The sequence below is a fragment of the Streptococcus sp. 21.1 genome (assembly GCF_016648635.1).
Taxonomy (GTDB): domain Bacteria; phylum Bacillota; class Bacilli; order Lactobacillales; family Streptococcaceae; genus Streptococcus.
In genome coordinates this window covers 53,830-69,509 of sequence record NZ_JACLQL010000009.1, presented here as the reverse complement: position 1 = coordinate 69,509, position 15,680 = coordinate 53,830, and the positions used below count along the sequence as shown (strand labels likewise).

General features: G+C 38.0%; 16 protein-coding genes. 15 read left to right on the top strand and 1 reads right to left on the bottom strand.

Translation table 11 applies throughout. The features are described 5' to 3' along the window. Positions 1–9 precede the first annotated feature (9 nt). The 14 genes from H7U01_RS07640 (at position 10) to trmFO (ending at position 13,894) form a co-directional block, all read left to right on the top strand. Positions 10–525, top strand: coding sequence for a transcription repressor NadR (locus tag H7U01_RS07640; RefSeq protein ID WP_201041385.1), 516 nt, complete (start codon positions 10–12; stop codon positions 523–525). Between the two features lie 94 nt (positions 526–619). Next, a complete protein-coding gene (locus H7U01_RS07635) occupies positions 620–1,309 on the top strand; it encodes an XRE family transcriptional regulator (RefSeq protein ID WP_201041384.1) in 690 nt (229 codons plus the stop codon). Between the two features lie 128 nt (positions 1,310–1,437). Beyond that, entirely contained in the window at positions 1,438–2,292 is an 855-nt protein-coding gene (ylqF, locus tag H7U01_RS07630; RefSeq protein WP_038676138.1) for a ribosome biogenesis GTPase YlqF, read from the top strand. Next, the gene (locus tag H7U01_RS07625) at positions 2,279–3,049 is read left to right on the top strand and encodes a ribonuclease HII (RefSeq protein WP_064521303.1); all 771 of its coding nucleotides are present in this window, start codon (positions 2,279–2,281) and stop codon (positions 3,047–3,049) included. Before ylqF ends, H7U01_RS07625 begins: the two co-directional genes overlap by 14 nt. A 6-nt stretch (positions 3,050–3,055) precedes the next feature. Further along, positions 3,056–3,976, top strand: coding sequence for an ROK family protein (locus H7U01_RS07620; protein ID WP_014634565.1), 921 nt, complete (start codon positions 3,056–3,058; stop codon positions 3,974–3,976). 66 nt (positions 3,977–4,042) lie between these two features. After that, positions 4,043–4,882, top strand: coding sequence for a DNA-processing protein DprA (dprA, locus tag H7U01_RS07615; RefSeq protein WP_201041383.1), 840 nt, complete (start codon positions 4,043–4,045; stop codon positions 4,880–4,882). A 167-nt stretch (positions 4,883–5,049) separates the two neighbouring features. Beyond that, positions 5,050–7,194 (top strand): type I DNA topoisomerase, encoded by a 2,145-nt coding sequence (gene topA / locus H7U01_RS07610; RefSeq protein ID WP_064524343.1) that lies wholly within the window; start codon positions 5,050–5,052, stop codon positions 7,192–7,194. Between the two features lie 182 nt (positions 7,195–7,376). Beyond that, a complete protein-coding gene (locus tag H7U01_RS07605) occupies positions 7,377–8,051 on the top strand; it encodes an ABC transporter ATP-binding protein (protein WP_064524345.1) in 675 nt (224 codons plus the stop codon). A 4-nt stretch (positions 8,052–8,055) separates the two neighbouring features. Next, positions 8,056–8,784 (top strand): hypothetical protein, encoded by a 729-nt coding sequence (locus H7U01_RS07600; protein WP_064524346.1) that lies wholly within the window; start codon positions 8,056–8,058, stop codon positions 8,782–8,784. Then, entirely contained in the window at positions 8,771–9,418 is a 648-nt protein-coding gene (locus H7U01_RS07595; RefSeq protein WP_064524348.1) for a hypothetical protein, read from the top strand. Before H7U01_RS07600 ends, H7U01_RS07595 begins: the two co-directional genes overlap by 14 nt. 128 nt (positions 9,419–9,546) lie before the next feature. Then, positions 9,547–10,371, top strand: a complete 825-nt coding sequence (locus tag H7U01_RS07590; protein WP_064524350.1) for a TraX family protein — start codon at positions 9,547–9,549, stop codon at positions 10,369–10,371. Between the two features lie 35 nt (positions 10,372–10,406). Continuing rightward, on the top strand, positions 10,407–11,066 hold the full coding sequence (locus tag H7U01_RS07585; RefSeq protein WP_037599977.1) for a response regulator transcription factor: 660 nt from the start codon (positions 10,407–10,409) through the stop codon (positions 11,064–11,066). Continuing rightward, the gene (locus H7U01_RS07580) at positions 11,057–12,433 is read left to right on the top strand and encodes a sensor histidine kinase (RefSeq protein WP_064524352.1); all 1,377 of its coding nucleotides are present in this window, start codon (positions 11,057–11,059) and stop codon (positions 12,431–12,433) included. The genes H7U01_RS07585 and H7U01_RS07580 overlap by 10 nt, the downstream gene beginning before the upstream one ends. A gap of 117 nt (positions 12,434–12,550) precedes the next feature. Then, positions 12,551–13,894 carry a methylenetetrahydrofolate--tRNA-(uracil(54)-C(5))-methyltransferase (FADH(2)-oxidizing) TrmFO gene (gene trmFO / locus H7U01_RS07575; RefSeq protein WP_064524357.1) on the top strand — a complete coding sequence of 448 codons (1,344 nt, stop codon included), beginning with the start codon at positions 12,551–12,553 and terminating at the stop codon, positions 13,892–13,894. Between the two features lie 59 nt (positions 13,895–13,953). Here the strand turns inward: trmFO and H7U01_RS07570 are convergent, their stop codons facing one another. Further along, positions 13,954–15,099, bottom strand: coding sequence for a cobalamin-independent methionine synthase II family protein (locus H7U01_RS07570; protein ID WP_064524358.1), 1,146 nt, complete (start codon positions 15,097–15,099; stop codon positions 13,954–13,956). A 166-nt stretch (positions 15,100–15,265) separates the two neighbouring features. On the opposite strand from H7U01_RS07570, the gene ndk reads away from it, so the two are divergent. Further along, a complete protein-coding gene (gene ndk, locus H7U01_RS07565; RefSeq protein WP_171963624.1) occupies positions 15,266–15,679 on the top strand; it encodes a nucleoside-diphosphate kinase in 414 nt (137 codons plus the stop codon). The last annotated feature ends 1 nt before the right edge of the window (position 15,680 follow it).

Sequence of the window (15,680 nt, the reverse complement as noted above, 5' to 3'; positions counted from 1 at the left end):
GGTTAGTCTATGGCTTCAAATCGAAAACAAGAATTATTGGCACTCTTAAAGGGAGCTAAAGAGGCAATGAATGGACAGAATTTGGCGGAGCATTTTGGTGTGACACGTCAAATCATTGTTCAAGATATTGCGCTCTTGCGTGCAGATGGTGCCCAGATTATTTCAACTAATAGGGGATATATCTATAAAAGTAGCGATGACAATTCTTATGTACATCGACTATTTAAGGTGAATCATAAAGTGTCTGATATGGAAGATGAGCTTTTGGCTATTGTTGATAATGGAGGCCGTATTCAAAATATCCTGATAGAACATCCAGTTTATGGAGAAATTCAGACTTTGTTGAAATTGACTTGTCGTCGAGATGTTAGTCATTTTTTAGACCAAGCCTCGTCAAATGACTTTCGCCCTTTATCTGATTTGACAAACGGAGTTCATTACCATCTTGTCGAAGCAGATAGTGAGCAAGATATAGATTATATTGAAGAGGCACTTAACCATCTAGGATTTTTAGTTAAAGAATGATATAAAAGAGAAATGTAAAAGTAGTTAGTTTCACTTGAAAACAACTGCTTTTTTTGATAAACTTATGTTAGTTTATTAACTTACGGAGGTAGCCATGTTTTCAGGACAAAGACTTAAGGAAATTCGAGAAGCACAAGGAATGAGCCAAGCATCAGTAGCTAAGCATCTAGGAATTTCACGCTCCTCTTATTTTAATTGGGAAAATGGTAAGACGAAACCAAATCAAAAGAACCTATCGGTTTTGGCCGAACTTTTTGGTGTAGCTGAGACCTATTTTCTGTCTGAACATGAGATTGTAGAAGTCTACTTGGAATTAAATGAGGAAAATCGCCAAGAAGCTTTGCGACTCACTAAGGCTCTCCTAGAAGAGCAAGAAGCAGAAAAGCAAAAAGCACCTGTTATTCCCCTTTACTCATACAAAGTTTTCGAGCGTTTATCAGCCGGAACTGGTTACACTTACTTTGGTGATGGCAATTATGATGAAGTTTTCTATGATGAAGAATTAGATCATGATTTTGCGTCATGGGTTTTTGGAGACTCTATGGAACCTACCTACCTAAATGGTGAAGTAGTGTTAATCAAACAAACAGGTTTTGATTATGATGGAGCTGTTTATGCTGTAGACTGGGATGGTCAAACCTATATTAAAAAAGTTTATCGCGAGGAAGATGGGCTACGTTTAGTTTCTCTCAATAAACGTTATGGTGATAAGTTTGCACCCTATGACGAAAATCCTCGAATCATCGGTAAAATTGTCGGTAACTTTATGCCTGTTGAGGCTTAGTCAACTTTTATCGATTGGGCATCTTAAACTAAATCTGATATAATATAAGTAAAGTAAAGCCAAGTCTTTGGCTTTTTTTAAAGAGTTTAAATCATATTTTACTAAGAAAATAAAGAGGAGAGATAAACATGGCTACTATTCAATGGTTCCCTGGTCACATGTCCAAAGCTCGTCGACAAGTTCAGGAGAATCTTAAGCATGTTGATTTTGTAACAATTTTAGTGGATGCACGTTTGCCACTGTCAAGTCAAAATCCCATGCTAACTAAAATTGTTGGCGATAAACCAAAACTTTTAATTCTCAATAAGGCTGACCTTGCTGATAGTAATCGTACAAAAGAGTGGCGTAGCTATTTTGAGAGTCAAGGGATTAAAACCTTGGCCATCAATTCCAAGGAACAATCTACAGTTAAAATGGTGACAGATGCTGCTAAGAGTCTTATGGCTGACAAGATTCAACGACTACGTGAACGTGGTATTCAGAAAGAGACCTTGCGAACCATGATTATTGGGATTCCAAATGCAGGGAAATCTACCTTGATGAATCGTTTGGCTGGTAAAAAAATTGCCGTTGTAGGAAATAAACCTGGTGTGACAAAAGGTCAACAATGGTTGAAGTCTAATAAGGACTTGGAAATTCTGGATACTCCGGGGATTTTGTGGCCTAAGTTTGAAGATGAATTGGTCGGTTTGAAACTTGCTTTGACCGGTGCCATCAAGGACCAGCTCTTGCCAATGGATGAAGTTACAATTTTTGGCCTTAACTATTTTAAAACTTACTATCCTGAACGTTTAGAGGAACGCTTTAAAGGGATTGATCTTGAGGAAGAGGCACCAGAAATCATTATGGAAATGACTCGAAAACTTGGCTTCCGTGAAGATTATGACCGTTTCTATAATCTATTTGTCAAAGAAGTTCGTGATGGAAAACTAGGACGTTACACACTTGATATTGTTGGGGTCGATACTGATGGCGACAATTAAAGAAGTCAAAGAGCAATTGGCCACTTTGACAGACCTTGACGATCACCGATGGGCAAGTTTTGAGGAAGATAGTCGAGCTGGTGTACAGACTGCCATTAAGCAACGCCGTAAAGCTATACAAGCTGAGATTGCTGAGGAAGAACGCTTAGAGATGATGCTCAGTTATGAAAAATCGCTTTATGCTCAGGGAATTGAACTCATTGCAGGTGTTGATGAAGTTGGACGTGGCCCTTTGGCTGGGCCAGTGGTAGCTGCAGCGGTGATTTTACCAAAGCTTTGCAAAATAAAAGGTCTTAATGATAGTAAAAAAATACCAAAATCAAAACATGAAGCTATTTATAAGCAGGTCATGAAGGAAGCGGTAGCTGTTGGGATTGGTATTAAGGACAATCATGTGATTGACGATGTCAATATTTATGAAGCAACCAAGCTTGCTATGGCTGAAGCTATTGAAAAACTTAGTCCCGAACCAGAACATTTGTTAATTGATGCCATGACTTTGGACCTACCAATAGGACAAACATCGATTATAAAAGGGGATGCTAATTCTTTATCAATTGCGGCAGCTTCTATCGTAGCAAAGGTAACCCGGGATAAGATGATGGCTGACTATGATCAGGAGTTTCCTGGTTATGCATTTGCCAAAAATGCAGGTTATGGTACCAAGGATCATTTGTCTGGCATAGATAAATTTGGTGTTACTCCAATTCATAGAAGAAGCTTTGAACCCATAAAGTCAATAATAAAAAGTAGGTGAAGTGGTGTGATTTTAGCTATTGATATTGGAGGAACCTTTATCAAGTTTGGGTTAGTTGATGATGATTTTAGGATTAGCAATCAATCTAAAGTTCCAACACCACCAACGTTAGACGACTTTTGGTTGACTTTAGAGCATATTGTCTCGTCTCACAAGGATATCATTTCTGGGATTGCCATTGCATGCCCAGGAGAAATAAATAGTAAACGTGGCTTCATTTTCAAGGGCGGTCTTATCCCTTATTTAACGGCTATTCCTCTTGGGGCACGATTGACTAAAACATTTCAACTGCCTGTAAGGGTTATCAATGATGCTGATGCGGCAGCTTTGGCTGAAGCCAGATATGGAAGTCTACAAGATTTAGATTGTGGGGCTGCCTTGGTTTTAGGTACGGGTGTTGGTTTAGGACTTGTCTCACAGAAGGACTTGCTATCACCTCTGTCAGTCACCCAATATCTGCGATCTCCAAGTCCCCAAAGAATGAGTCAAACCTCTCTACCTTTCCAGTGGGAATTGTTTATGCATGGCTTAGTAAGCCTTGTCGATAATAAGGGTTCTGCAGTTGGCTTTGTTCATGAAGCCAGTCAATTACTTGGGTTAAATCAAGACGATGGTCCAGCCGTATTCTCAGCTATAGAGGGAAATCAATCGGAAGAGCTAAATCTTTTATTTAAAGACTATTGTCATGAAATTGCTGTTCTTGTGCTAAATTTGCAGAGCTTCTTTAGGCTGGAGAAAGTTGTTATCGGTGGTGGTATCAGTAGGCAAGGTACTTTAATAGAAGGAATAAGTGATGCCTATGAGGAGTTATTTAAGGATAAGCCTGAATTAGGTTTTGAGCCCATAACTATTCAAGCCTGTCATTTCCATAACGATAGTAACCTACTAGGCGCGGCGTCTTATTTTGCTTCTGAAAATGATTTGTAATCACGGAAAGTTCCATAATGGAGCTTTTTTCTTTTCTGTTACGAATAATGAAAAGGAGGTATCTATATGAATAATTTTGAACTTTCTAAACTTAAAGCCGCTGGTTTGACGAATTTGAATATCTTAAATATTTTGGACTATCAAAAGACTCAAGATAGAAAATTGAGTTTACGTGATATGGCAGTGGTATCCAAGTCTAAAAATGCCGTTCTTTTTATGGAAAAGTATAAGAGTTTAGATATTAAGCAACTCAAAGAACAGTTTGAACGTTTTCCTACGTTATCGATTTTTGATAATGAATATCCCATTGAGCTGAAGCATACCTATAATCCTCCTGTTCTTCTTTATTATAAAGGGAATCTTGACTTGCTAAGTAAACCAAAGCTAGCTGTTGTTGGGGCAAGAAAGTGTTCTGAAACAGGCAAACAGTCCGTTCGAAAAATTGTTAGTGAACTTGGGAATCACTTTACTATTGTAAGTGGATTGGCGCGTGGGATTGATACTTGTGCGCATATGGAGGCCTTGAAAAATAAGGGGAACACGATTGCAGTTATCGGGACAGGACTTGATGTTTATTATCCTAAAGAAAATAAAGCTTTGCAGGACTATATGACCAAAAATCATTTAGTTCTTACTGAATATGGACCGGGTGAGCAGCCTCTCAAGTACCACTTTCCTGAACGCAACCGGATTATTTCTGGATTGTGTCAAGGAGTTATGGTCGTAGAAGCAAAACTTCGCTCGGGGAGTCTGATTACTTGTGAGCGTGCCATGGAAGAAGGTAGAGATGTTTTTGCCATTCCAGGAAATATTTTAGATGGAAAGTCAGACGGATGCCATCACCTAATTCAAGAGGGCGCAAAGTGCATCACGACAGGGTTTGACATCCTTTCAGAGTTTTCTTGAAAATCAAAGTTCTCCTATAGAGATAAAGTTTTTTATTGACAGTTAAAGAAAAGGAAGGTATCATGTTAGTTGCTCGGTCCAAGATGTTTCATTTTTTAATGTCTTGTGACTAGATTTTAGACAGATGAGTGGCGCAGCCAGTTTATAACATTATAAGGAAATAGTCTATGGCGACAGCAACGACAACAAAAACGAAAACTAAAACAACAAAGAAAACGACTGCTAAAAAGGCGACTAAAAAGAGAGCGACACCAAAGAAAAATTTGGTTATCGTGGAGTCTCCTGCTAAAGCGAAAACGATTGAGAAATATCTTGGCCGCAATTATAAAGTTGTAGCCTCTGTTGGGCATATTCGTGATTTGAAAAAATCAAGTATGTCTATTGATTTTGAAAACAACTACGAACCTCAGTACATTAATATTCGAGGTAAGGGACCTCTTATCAATGAATTGAAGAAAGAAGCTAAAAAAGCCAAGCAAGTCTTTCTCGCAAGTGACCCGGACCGTGAAGGGGAAGCCATTTCATGGCATTTGTCACATATTCTTGGATTAGAGCCAGATGATAAGAATCGTGTCGTTTTTAACGAAATCACTAAAGATGCGGTAAAAAATGCCTTCGTAGAGCCACGCGCCATTGACATGGACTTAGTAGATGCCCAGCAAGCTCGTCGTGTCTTGGACCGTATTGTGGGTTACTCTATTTCACCGCTTCTATGGAAGAAGGTTAAGAAAGGTCTTTCGGCCGGTCGTGTACAATCGGTAGCTCTTAAGCTCATTATCGACCGTGAAAATGAAATTAAGGCCTTTAAACCAGAAGAATACTGGACTATTGATGGTGCTTTTAAGAAGGGTGCTAAGAAGTTTCAGGCTAGCTTCTATGGCTTGGATGGTAAAAAGCTTAAGCTCAACAATAATGATGATGTTCAAGCTGTTCTCTCTCGTATCACAAGTGATGACTTTAACGTAGATAAAGTAGAGAAAAAAGAACGCCGTCGTAATGCGCCATTGCCATATACAACATCATCTCTCCAACAGGATGCTGCCAATAAGATTAACTTCCGTACACGTAAGACCATGATGGTTGCCCAACAGTTGTATGAAGGGATTAATCTTGGTTCAGGCGCTCAAGGTTTGATTACCTATATGCGTACGGACTCTACACGTATCAGTCCGGTGGCACAAAACCAGGCTGCTGAATTTATTACGGAACGCTTTGGTTCTAAGTATTCAAAACATGGTAGCAAGGTGAAAAATAGTTCGGGAGCACAAGATGCCCATGAGGCTATTCGTCCGTCAAATGTTTTCCAAACACCAGAAAGCATCGCTAAGTATTTGGATAAGGATCAGCTCAAGCTTTATACTCTTATCTGGAATCGTTTTGTGGCGAGTCAAATGACAGCTGCTGTATTTGATACGATGAAGGTGACCTTGTCTCAAAACGGAGTCATTTTCACAGCAAAAGGTAGCCAAATCAAGTTCGATGGTTATATGGCCGTTTACAACGACTCTGATAAGAATAAAATGCTTCCTGATATGGCTGAAGGTGATACGGTTAAGAAGGTTGTGACAACGCCTGAACAACACTTCACGCAACCCCCTGCCCGCTATTCTGAAGCGACTCTGATTAAGACGCTGGAAGAAAATGGTGTTGGTCGTCCGTCAACTTATGCACCGACACTTGATGTTATTCAACGTCGTTACTATGTTAAATTAGTAGCTAAACGTTTTGAACCAACAGAACTTGGTGAAATCGTTAATAGCTTAATCGTCGAATTCTTCCCAGACATCGTGGATGTTAAATTCACTGCCGAGATGGAAGGAAAACTCGATAAAGTTGAAATCGGTAAAGAGCAGTGGCAAAAGGTTATTGATGAGTTCTTCAAACCTTTCCAAAAAGAATTGGAAAAAGCTGAAGAAGGTATTGAAAAAATCCAAATCAAGGATGAGCCAGCTGGTTTTGATTGTGACCTCTGTGGTCACCCAATGGTAATCAAACTTGGTCGATATGGTAAGTTTTATGCATGTAGTAACTTCCCAGATTGTCACAATACTAAAGCCATAACCAAAGAAATTGGCGTTACTTGTCCAACCTGTGGTAAAGGTCAGGTCATCGAACGTAAGACAAAACGAAATCGTGTCTTCTATGGTTGTGATCGCTATCCTGACTGTGAATTTACATCGTGGGATATCCCTGTTGGACGTAACTGTCCTAAATCAGGCGATTATCTTGTCGAGAAGAAAGTCCGTGGTGGCGGCAAGCAAGTTATCTGTAGTAACGAAGAGTGTGACTACAAAGAATCTATTGTTAAATAAAAAGAAAACTATCTCAAGTTAAGTCTTGAGATAGTTTTTTGCATTTTATCAAAAAAACTGATACTTTCCTTAAATTTGTTTTTTATACTAAGCATGAAAAGAAAGGAGAGTAAGTGGTTTTCTGATATTAGGTAAATATAAGCTTATATTGAAAACAGAACTATTCTAAAAGAGGTGTACAAATGCAAATAACTGTTAAACAACTTTCAAAATCCTACAAAGATAAGACTATTTTAGACAACATCACATTTACAATTGAATCTGGAACGGTTTCTGGTCTATTAGGAGTAAATGGGGCTGGTAAGTCAACTCTGATGAAAATTCTTTTTGGTTTAGTCCAAAAAAGTAGTGGAGAAATTCGATTTGATGGATCATCCAAAAACAAACATTTATTAGGTGCATTAATCGAAGCACCTGCAATTTATCACAACCTTTCGGCTTTTGATAATCTAAAAACAAAAGCGTTGTTATATGATATTCCTGATTCAAAAATTTTTGAAACCTTGGAAATAATTGGTCTTTCAAATACTGGAAAGAAAAAAGCCGGTAAATTTTCATTAGGTATGAAGCAGCGACTTGGGATTGGTATGGCTATTTTAACTAATCCCCAATTTTTAATTCTAGATGAGCCTACTAATGGCCTTGATCCTGATGGTATAAATGAATTGCTAAACCTTATTCGTTCTTTGAAAGCAAAAGGGATGACAATTCTGGTTTCCAGTCATCAACTTCTAGAAATTAGTAAGGTTGCTGATCATATTCTTATTCTCGATAAAGGTAAAATTCAATATGATGGTGAAAACAAAAATGTAGATAGTCTTGAGAGACTCTTCTTTAAAATTGTTCATGGGGGTTAGTGATATGCAAAAGATATTCTATTCGGAATTGCTCAAATTACGACATTTAGGAACGACTAAATTCTTAATCATCATACCATTTTTAACCGTTCTTATAGCCTTTTTAATGGGAGGGTTACAGATTTTTGTTCCTTTCTCGGTTTATTGGTGGGAAGCTATCTTTTTATATCTTGTAAATGGTCTTTTGTTTATAGTTGATAGACGTTTAGAAGACCAGGCTGGGCATTTTCAAAATGTTACAAATGGATATTTCACTTGGAAAATTATCTTGATGAAAATGGTGCTTATAGGAATGAGGACATTGATTTCTAGTTTATTCTTACTTGCTTTCCTCAGTCTCGTTGCATTTATTTACACAGGTTTTATTCCAATAAATATTCCTAAAACAGCTATTTCATTAATTTTAATTTGGATGACAACTTTATGGAATATTCCTTTTCTTTATCTGATGTCTAAATACATGAGTCATTTCATTCTATTAGCGCTTAATACACTGGTTTGTCTTTTAATAGCCCCCTTTATTGCTCAAAGTCCTCTCTGGTTCGTCTTGCCCTATACCTATCACTATAAAATAGCTCAATTTATATTAAACCTTAAACCATCGGGAGATGTTCTTACAAATCAAAATCAAACCAGCATTTTGCAAGTGCCGCTTATTATTATTTTATCAATGATAATGATAATTCTTTTATCGTATATCCTAAAAAGGAGGAAATCAAGTGTTAAGGAGTGAGTTACTTAAATTAAAAAACACAGTAGGTCTCTATCTTGTTTTCAGTTTTGCGGTATTAGAAACCCTTACAATTCCATTATATGTGAGGTTTGTGCCCAAAGTCATATTTATAAGCAATCTAGCTATCTTATCTTTTTTATGCTATCCGCTATTGACATCATTTTTGTCAATTTTATGGATTGAACAAGAAGAACACGCTAATCATTATCAAGAAATATTGAGTTATCCTAAGAAAAGACGTTTATGGTTGACAAAACTTTTAATAGCAGACCTAATCCTTAGTCTACCTTCTTTATTGAGTTGGATTAGTATAAATCTACTCTTAAAACATAGCCTTGATGGATTTGTAGTAAGCCTATCAAGTTGGATGCTAATTATCTTTCTCAATCATTTTCATTACTTAACACAAGTGAGTCTGAACAGTGCCAGTAATATTATTATCTCTATGGTTGAAATTATTTTTATTATTTTTGCTAGTAATAAAGTTTTCTTGTCTATTCATTGGCTTCCTATTGCATTTCCTATTAACAGCATTCTCATAGGTGATTGGCGTCAACTCACTACCTTGCCTTTATGGATAGTTGGGGTGACTATGTTATTTATTTGTTCCATAGATTTCAAAACAAAAAGATAATATAAGAAATAACATGGATAGTGTATTAGTCTTCAATGATTATCCTAAAATAATATTAATTGTTTGTCTGAAAAGTAAACTATATTAGTTAATTTTTTTTACTAAGAATGAAAGAAAGGAGAGTTATTATGAAACGTTTAAGTTTGACAAGTTTCCAACTCAAATATATAGCCTTAATTACTATGGTATTTGACCATATTCATTACTTTTTTGATTATACAGGGAAAATACCAATTTGGTTTACTATGATTGGGAGATTAGCGGCCCCCTTGTTCCTTTTTGCTGTGATTGAAGGTTTCGTTCATACACACAATCGAAAAAAATACTTCCTAAAGATTTATGCTTTAGCGATTTTGATGGGATTGATTCAGTTTGGATTCTATAATTTTTTACATCCTCTTGTGAGACCAGATGGTTTCTTTCCACAAAATATGATGCTGTCATCATTCGCTATTTTGCTTGTTGCTCTTCAAGGTATTGCTTGGATTCAAGAAAAGAAATACCTTAAAGGAATTCCAACCTTACTTTTCCCAATATTACTCCCATTGCTAATGTTGCCTTTTTATCTGCTAAGTGTGAATAAACCTATGTTACTTTTTCTACTAAAATTTCTCAATTTTACAGTGCTACCAGTTCATACATTTATTAGTGATGGAGGAACATGGTTGCTTTTGACTGGTATCGCTATGTATCTTTGTCATAAGAATCTTAAGAAAGAAGTGCTTGCTTTTGTGAGTGTTAGTCTTGTTTGGGTACTAATGGCGATTGTTCTAACTAGACCTTCTTTTCACGATTTAATGTTTAAATACATTGAATGGATGGAAATATTTGCAGCTCCTTTGATGCTTTGTTATAACGGTCAAAGAGGGAATGGGTCAAAATATTTATTCTATGTCTTTTACCCAACACATATTTATCTACTCTACGCCTTGTCAGTTATCTTCTATAGATGATATGATAAAGGTAATTTTGTACGAAAGGAAAGCTTATGGCTCAAATACTTGTTATTGATGATCAAGAAGATATTGTGAAATTGGTTGTAAAAGCTTTAGAGCTTAAAAATCATAAGGTGACGGGGTTTACAAGTGTTTTAGATTTGGATAAGAACTCGTTGCCACGGTTTGACCTGATATTACTAGATATCATGATGCCTGATGTTGACGGTCTCCAGTTTTGTCATGAGATTCGTGATCAGGTGGATTGCCCCATACTTTTTATTACAGCCAGAACGCAAGAAGGGGATATCGTTCAGGGATTGTGCTATGGGGCGGATGATTATATTTGCAAACCATTTGGGGTTAAAGAACTCCAAGCGCGTGTTGCGGCTCACTTGAGACGTGAAAGTCGTGAACGTCACCATAAGCTTTCACTTGGTGATTTTCAGTTTGATTTGTCAGCTCAGGAGCTTTATGTTGAGAATCAGTTGTTAGATTTGACTAAGTCGGAGTACGGTATTTGTCAATTTTTGGCTGAAAATAAGGGCCAAGTCTTTTCAAAAGAACAAATCTACACGCATTTGTACGGCTATGAGGATAAAGGAAGTCCAACAGCAGTGGCTGAACATATTAAAAATATCCGTGCAAAGCTCAAAGATGTTGGGCAAAATCCTATTGAAACAGTCTGGGGGATTGGTTACAAGTGGCACTAATTAAAAAACGAGAACACTCTCTAAGAACAATCTTGTTATCTTATGTCGTCAGCCTGACGGTCCTCTCGGCAATCAGCAGTCTTCTTATTTTGTATTTGTTCAGCTTGTCTTATCGTTTTGGCGTTGTGATTCCAGCAAATCAGGTAGAAAGTGATTTGTCTGCTGTCAGGAATGATATTGAAACTTCTAAGGTCTTTAATCCAGATGTCTTGCCCGATGGTACTCGCTATGTCTTTTTAACTAGGGAATTTAAGCTTAAGAAGTCTAACATGCCAGTTAACTTGCAAGAAGAATCCTTACTAAATTACCAATTCAAGAATGCTCACGGTGGGATATACGGCTATTTTCAGTCTTTTGAACGGTCAGATGGTATAGTCATTGTCAACTATCAATTATCACCTAGGTATCATAATGCGTGGATGAATCAGCATTTTCCCAATGCTGATCTATTGATGATTGGCTCAATGATTGTATTCATTCTCCTCATATTTGTTATTTTAACTTTTTACTATGCAAATAAATTAAGTCAGCAGCTTAAACCTATATTAAAAGTTACTGAAAAAATTTCCCAACAAGACTTGGATTTTCAAACCTACCAGTCTACAATTAAGGAATTCAATCAGGTTTTAAGTGGCTTGGATCACATGAGGGTTGCGCTTCGTGAATCTTTGATGGAAAATTGGAAGGCAGAGCAAGATAAGCAAAATCAGATTTCAGCCTTGACACATGATTTAAAGACACCACTGACAGTTGCTCGTGGAAATGCAGACCTCTTAGCCATGACTCCCTTAGATGTAGAACAGATGGACTTATTAGAGCATTTTCAAAAGGGGATTACACAGGTTGATGCTTATGTTAAAGAGTTGTCTGAACTCAACAAAACGAGTTTGACGAAAACCTTGACGCTTGAAGACATTTCGGTTAGGGAATTTATTGAAGACATTTACGATCAAACCTTGTCACTAGCTCAAACCAAACAAATCAATGTAGCATTTGACAAGAAGGAGATTAAGAAAGCAATCATAGGCCATTGGGACAGGTCCTTGTTGAATCGAGCTTTTATGAATATTGTTTCAAATGCCGTAGAGCATACACCCAGTGGCAGTCAGTTGCTCCTGACCGCTAGGGTAGAAGAAGATGAATTCAAGTTTATCTGCCTTGATTCTGGTTCTGGATTTTCCCTTGAATCTCTTGAAAAGGCTACTCAGCTCTTTTATCAAGAGGATAAAAGCAGACAGAGCCGCAATCATAGTGGTCTTGGTCTGACTATTGCTAATGATATTATTCGCTTACACCATGGTGGTCTTGCTCTTTCGAATGACGATAACACGCATGGTGCTAAAGTGACTATCACTTTACCCCTTTAAATACAGATGACTCCTAGTCGCCAGATGAGGAGTTTTTTGCTATACTACTAAGAGTAAAAATGTAGAAAGATTTGTGGGGACAGGATTTTATCTTGTTCCCGAAGAGGTATTAGTGTCATGTCTCAATCAAAAGCAGATTATATTAACGTGATTGGAGCTGGATTGGCCGGCTCTGAAGCAGCTTATCAGATTGCTAAACGTGGTATTCCGGTAAAACTATATGAAATGCGTGGAATCAAAGCAACACCTCAGCATAAGACAACAAACTTTGCAGAATTGGTTTGCTCTAACTCTTTCCGTGGAGATAGTTTGACCAATGCTGTAGGGCTTCTTAAAGAAGAAATGCGTCGTTTGGACTCTATCATTATGCGTAATGGAGAAGCTCATCGTGTACCAGCTGGTGGTGCCATGGCGGTTGACCGTGAAGGTTATGCAGAAGCAGTGACAGCTGAAATTGAGAACAATCCATTAATTGAAGTTATCCGTGAAGAAATCACAGAAATTCCTGATGATGCCATTACAGTTATTGCTTCAGGTCCTTTGACTTCTGATGCTTTAGCTGAAAAAATTCACAAGCTTAACGGTGGAGATGGTTTCTATTTCTATGATGCCGCTGCACCGATTGTTGATAAAGCGACTATCGACATGAACAAAGTCTACCTTAAGTCACGCTATGACAAGGGTGAAGCAGCTTACCTAAACTGTCCAATGACCAAGGAAGAGTTCATGGCCTTCCACGAGGCCTTGACAACAGCTGAAGAAGCTCCTTTGAATTCTTTTGAAAAAGAAAAGTATTTCGAGGGCTGTATGCCTATCGAGGTTATGGCTAAACGTGGTATCAAGACAATGCTCTATGGTCCTATGAAACCAGTTGGTTTGGAGTATCCTGAAGATTACAAAGGGCCACGTGATGGTGACTTCAAGACCCCTTATGCGGTTGTTCAGCTTCGTCAGGACAATGCAGCTGGTAGCCTCTATAATATCGTTGGTTTCCAAACCCACCTTAAATGGGGAGAGCAAAAGCGTGTCTTCCAAATGATTCCAGGTCTTGAAAATGCAGAATTTGTACGTTACGGGGTTATGCACCGCAACTCTTACATGGATTCGCCAAACTTGCTTAAACAGACCTTCCAATCAAAATCAACCCCTAACTTGTTCTTTGCGGGACAAATGACTGGTGTTGAAGGTTATGTTGAATCGGCTGCCTCAGGTTTGGTTGCCGGCATCAATGCTGCCCGTCTCTTTAAGGGCGAAGATGAACTTATCTTCCCTCAAACAACAGCTATCGGGAGTCTTCCATATTATGTGACTCACGCTGAAAGTAAACATTTTCAACCAATGAATGTTAACTTTGGTATTATCAAAGAGTTGGAAGGGCCACGTATTCGTGACAAGAAAGAGCGCTATGAAAAAATTGCTGAGCGAGCTCTTAAAGATTTACAACCTTTTATTCAAGCTTAGACAACATTAAAATCCCTTACCGAATACGGCAAGGGATTTTAATGTTTAAAAGTATTCAATTAACCAAAGAATTTCTTAGCGATTTCTTGACCTTGTTTGATTTTAGTCCATTGTTGTGGTGTTGCCAACTCATTACCTGAGTCACATGAGGCGAAACCACATTGGTGAGAGAGGAAGAGACGTTCTTTTGGAAGGATTTGACTCGCTTTTTCAAGCAAATCGAGGACACGCTCTTCGTCATCAAGGTCAGTAGTTTTAGAAGACAAAAGTCCTAGTACAACTTCAGCTTTGCTGTCTTTGAGGGCTTCGAGAGCTTTGATATCACCAGCGGTGTCGCTATCCCACTCAAGGAAGAAACGGTCATAGTGTTGCTCTGCCAAGAACTTCTTAGCGATGGCTTCGTAAGTTCCTTCGGCAGCAGAACGGCTTTCATAGTTACCACGACAGTTGTGTGTCCAAACCGTTAAACCAAGTTCGTGAGCATAGTCTACAACCTCGTTATTGATAGCTACAAACTCATCAGCCAATTCTGCTAAATCAGAATTACCTTCCGCAAAGAAACTTGCAGGGTTTGATGGGTCAAAAAGTTCCCAGAGACAGTCATCAAATTGAACAATTTTTCCACCGACAGCCTTGTATTCTTCCAAGAATTCTTTATAGGCATTAATGATACCTTTTTTGAGGTCTTCATTTGTTTCGTAGACTTGTCCAGGACCAGCCAAACGGTCAAAGATAGCAAGTTCAGTGTAGGCATGAGCAGGTCCCCAGATAGTTTGTTTGGTATCTTCATCACCAGCTTCAGCTTTTACCAATTTGTAAATATCTAGGTAATGGTGGTTCTTACCTGAGAGCGGCTCAGTGATGCGAATACCGATATCTTTACGTGTTTCATATTGACCACCATCATGGTCTTTAAAAGTGTAGCCATGCTCAGCAATGTAGCGTTCAATTCCTTTAAATCCCCAGACAAAGTCTAAATGCCACATAGAACGTCCAAACTCACCATCAGTAAGGATGTCAATACCGTTAGCTTTTTGGTCAGCCACAATTTGCTTAATATCTGCAGTTTCAGTTTCTTGATAACCAGGAAGGGCATCATAGAAAGGATACTGGATGTCGTCACGTTGCTCGATTTCGTCCTTATATTTACGGAGATCTGCAGGACGAAGAAGAGAACCTACTAATTGGAATTTAGATTTTGTCATTGTATTTACCTCGAAATGTCTATTTATGTCTATAGTACTTCTTATCTAGACTAATGAAAAATAGTTAATTTTTTGCTGAGGTTATAGTTTTAGGCTATATATACTTTATCTCTGCAAAATGATGCTTCCTATGGTAAAATGGAAAAAAACGATGAAGGTTGAGAACATGCAAAAAACATTCTTTATTATTAAACCAGATGCTGTTAAACGCCATCTAATTGGTCAAGTGCTTGATCGTATCGAACGTCGTGGTTTCATTATTGAACGAATGGAAATGCTGATGCTTGACGAAGAACGTCTTAAAGAACATTATGCTCAATTGGTTGATAAACCATTTTTCCCTAGTATTTCTGAATTCATGATGAGTGGCCCAGCAGTTATTGGTATTATGTCTGGCCCAGGTGTTATCAAGTCATGGCGTGATATGATGGGAGCAACTAATCCTGGGGATGCTACTCCAGGAACGATTCGTGGAGACTTTGCAACTGCACCAGATGGGGACATGGTTCCGAATATTGTTCATGGTTCTGATTCAGAAGAATCTGCGGCTCGAGAAATTCAGATTTGGTTTGGTGAGTAAG

Coding starts and splice junctions, on each gene's coding strand:
- trmFO (WP_064524357.1), top strand. CDS start 12,551: ATGTCTCAATCAAAAGCAGATTATATTAACGTGATTGGAGCTGGATTG.
- H7U01_RS07600 (WP_064524346.1), top strand. CDS start 8,056: ATGCAAAAGATATTCTATTCGGAATTGCTCAAATTACGACATTTAGGA.
- ndk (WP_171963624.1), top strand. CDS start 15,266: ATGCAAAAAACATTCTTTATTATTAAACCAGATGCTGTTAAACGCCAT.
- H7U01_RS07585 (WP_037599977.1), top strand. CDS start 10,407: ATGGCTCAAATACTTGTTATTGATGATCAAGAAGATATTGTGAAATTG.
- H7U01_RS07635 (WP_201041384.1), top strand. CDS start 620: ATGTTTTCAGGACAAAGACTTAAGGAAATTCGAGAAGCACAAGGAATG.
- H7U01_RS07640 (WP_201041385.1), top strand. CDS start 10: ATGGCTTCAAATCGAAAACAAGAATTATTGGCACTCTTAAAGGGAGCT.
- topA (WP_064524343.1), top strand. CDS start 5,050: ATGGCGACAGCAACGACAACAAAAACGAAAACTAAAACAACAAAGAAA.
- H7U01_RS07570 (WP_064524358.1), bottom strand. CDS start 15,099: ATGACAAAATCTAAATTCCAATTAGTAGGTTCTCTTCTTCGTCCTGCA.
- H7U01_RS07625 (WP_064521303.1), top strand. CDS start 2,279: ATGGCGACAATTAAAGAAGTCAAAGAGCAATTGGCCACTTTGACAGAC.
- H7U01_RS07605 (WP_064524345.1), top strand. CDS start 7,377: ATGCAAATAACTGTTAAACAACTTTCAAAATCCTACAAAGATAAGACT.
- dprA (WP_201041383.1), top strand. CDS start 4,043: ATGAATAATTTTGAACTTTCTAAACTTAAAGCCGCTGGTTTGACGAAT.
- H7U01_RS07590 (WP_064524350.1), top strand. CDS start 9,547: ATGAAACGTTTAAGTTTGACAAGTTTCCAACTCAAATATATAGCCTTA.
- ylqF (WP_038676138.1), top strand. CDS start 1,438: ATGGCTACTATTCAATGGTTCCCTGGTCACATGTCCAAAGCTCGTCGA.